Origin of the sequence: Paracoccus angustae (genome assembly GCF_042648745.1) — a bacterium.
GTDB classification, from domain to species: domain Bacteria; phylum Pseudomonadota; class Alphaproteobacteria; order Rhodobacterales; family Rhodobacteraceae; genus Paracoccus; species Paracoccus angustae.
The window spans coordinates 1-2,573 of record NZ_JBHRXY010000093.1 but is presented as its reverse complement, the minus strand read 5'-3'; the positions used below and the strand labels follow the sequence as shown (position 1 = coordinate 2,573).

The window sequence follows — 2,573 nt, the reverse complement described above, 5'->3', positions numbered from 1 at the left end:
CGTATGCGCCGTCTCTGACCCATTGATTTTGCGCATTCCTGGCTTGGGTGGTCTCTGCCACCTGTCCGTCGAAGCAGACGGAGAGGCGATATGGCAGATGGTGGAGAAGGTTTTGTCGGTCAGTGCGAGGTTGTTGAGCCTCGGCGCGGGAACCGGCGGTGGCCAGACGAGGTGAAGGCTCGGATCGTGGCAGAAAGCCTCGCTCCTGGAGCACGGGTGGTGGATGTCGCGGCACGCCATGGTCTTGTCCCGCACCAGCTTTCGGATTGGCGGCGCCGAGCTCGCCAGGGGCTTCTTGCGCTTCCGGCTGATCTGCTGGAGGGGCTGTCGCTGCCGTCCGAGGTTTCTGGCGAGCCGGTCTTTGTTCCTCTGGCCATTGCGGCCGAACCGACGAGATCGGCGAAGCTGCCGGAGAGAGCCGCGATCGTGGCGGGTGTCATGAGCGTCGAGATCGGTGGCGATGTGGTGCTGCGTGTGCCGAGCGAAGTTCCCGTCGAGCGGGCCGCGGCCCTGATCCGTGCCTTGTGCGGTGCAGCATGATCGTCGCGGGCCAACGGCTGCCGATCCTGATCGCGACGAAGCCGGTGGACTTCCGCTGCGGGCATAATGCTTTGGCGCTGATGGTGCAGACCGAATTGAAGCTGGATCCGTATTCGGGTGTGACGGTGGTGTTCCGCTCGAAGCGAGGAGACAGGCTGAAGATCCTGGTATGGGATGGCACAGGCCTCGTGCTGATCTACAAGGTTCTGGAAGTTTCAAAATTCTGCTGGCCCCGGGTTCAGGACGGGGTGATGCAGCTGTCACGAGCGCAATATGAGGCCCTGTTCGAAGGAGCCGAGTGGCTCAGGATCAGCACGCCGAAAGTGCTTCCACCGACTGCGGCAGGATGACTCAGCAGGCGGCTTTGGCATTGTTTTTATGGGCTTTCTGCACCGGATCGGGTAAGAAGGCGCATGTCGCAATCCTTCGATCTCAGCCGGTTCCCGAACTTGCCGCCCGAGGTGGTGCAGGCCTTTGCCGCCCAGCAGGCGGCGTTGGAGGCAGCGCAGTTCGAGGTCGTGGTTGAGCGTGCGGCGCGTCAGCATGAGCAAGCGGTGGTGGCTGAGAAAGAGGCCTTCATTACCGAGTTGAAGGCGCTGATCGAGCGGCTGGAAGGCCAGGTTCAGGACTACCGGCGCACGAAGTTCGGGCCGAAGTCGGAAAAGCTGGACCCGGCCCAACTGGAACTGGCGCTGGAAGATCTGGAAACGGCCGTCGCCGAGACGCAGGCCCGGATCGCCGCTGTCGAGGACAGGATCGCGGCCAGCGAACCGGACCCCGAGAAGAGAACGCCCCGGGCGCCCCGCAAGGGGCGGGCCCTGCCCGAGGGCCTGCCGCGCGACCTGCGCGTGATCGAGCCCGACAGCATCGCCTGTCCCTGCGGCTGCGGCGACATGGTCCGGATCGGCGAGGACCGGTCCGAGCGGCTGGATTACATCCCGGCGCGCTATCAGGTGATCGTCACGGTGCGCCCCCGATACGCCTGTCCCAAGGGGCGCACAGGCGTCGTCCAGGCCAAGGCGCCCGCGCATCTGCTGGAGGGCAGTTGGCCCACCGAGGCGCTTCTGGCGCAGATTGCCGTCGCCAAATATTCCGAGCACATGCCGCTGAACCGGCAGGCCGTGGTGATGGCCCGTCACGGCGTGCCGATCGACCGCTCGGTGCTGGCTGACTGGATGGGTCGGACCGGCGCGCTGATCGCCCCTGTGGTCGAGCATATGGCCAAGCGCCTGATCGCGGACAGCACCCGGCTTTATGTCGACGAGACCACCGCCCCGGTGCTCGATCCCGGGCGCGGCAAGACGAAAACCGGCTATCTCTGGGCGGTGCTGCGCGATGATCGTGGCTGGAACGGCCCGGCGCCGCCGGGGGTGGTGTTCCATTATCGGCCGGGGCGGAATGGCGAGTATGCCGCCGAGATCCTGGAAGGCTTCAACGGCACGATCCAGGTCGATGCCTATGGCGGCTATACCCACTTGGCCACGCCGAAACGCACGGGCGGTGATCCACTCCGCTTGGCCTTCTGCTGGGCGCATGGGCGGCGCAAGCTGATCAAGGCCAAGCCCAAGAAGGGCTCGCCCATCGTCGATGAAGCGCTGCTCCGCATTGCGGCGGTCTACAAGGTCGAGGACAGCATCCGCGGCGCCAATCCCGATGGGCGCCGGGCTGTCCGCCAGGACCTGTCCCGCCCCTTGGTGGATGCCTTCTTCGCCTGGTTGGAGGCGCAGGCCGCACGGGTCTCGCGCAAGTCTGACCTCGGCGTGGCGATGAGCTACATGCTGAAGCGTCAGGACGGCTTCCGGCTGTTTCTTGACGATGGATGCGTCGACATCGACTCCAACCTGGTTGAAAATGCCATCCGCAGCCCGGCCATGAATCGCCGAAATGCGCTTTTTGCGGGTCACGATGAGGGTGGCAGGAGTTGGGCCAACTACGCCAGCCTGATCGGCACCTGCAAGATGAACGGCGTCGAACCCTATGCCTATCTGCGCGATCTGTTCACCCGTCTCGCCCACGGCCACTTGGCCAAGGAC

At 64.9% G+C, this 2,573-nt stretch carries 3 protein-coding genes; all 3 read left to right on the top strand.

Going from position 1 to position 2,573, the window contains the following annotated elements:
- Positions 1–90 precede the first annotated feature (90 nt).
- Positions 91–540, top strand: a complete 450-nt coding sequence (gene tnpA, locus ACFOM8_RS22805) for an IS66-like element accessory protein TnpA (RefSeq protein ID WP_265501446.1) — start codon at positions 91–93, stop codon at positions 538–540.
- Positions 537–890 (top strand): IS66 family insertion sequence element accessory protein TnpB, encoded by a 354-nt coding sequence (gene tnpB / locus ACFOM8_RS22800; protein WP_221828616.1) that lies wholly within the window; start codon positions 537–539, stop codon positions 888–890. Before tnpA ends, tnpB begins: the two co-directional genes overlap by 4 nt.
- A 63-nt stretch (positions 891–953) precedes the next feature.
- Positions 954–2,573: IS66 family transposase (gene tnpC, locus ACFOM8_RS22795; protein ID WP_377764655.1), on the top strand; the 1,620-nt coding region annotated here is incomplete at its 3' end.

Coding starts and splice junctions, on each gene's coding strand:
- tnpA (WP_265501446.1), top strand. CDS start 91: ATGGCAGATGGTGGAGAAGGTTTTGTCGGTCAGTGCGAGGTTGTTGAG.
- tnpB (WP_221828616.1), top strand. CDS start 537: ATGATCGTCGCGGGCCAACGGCTGCCGATCCTGATCGCGACGAAGCCG.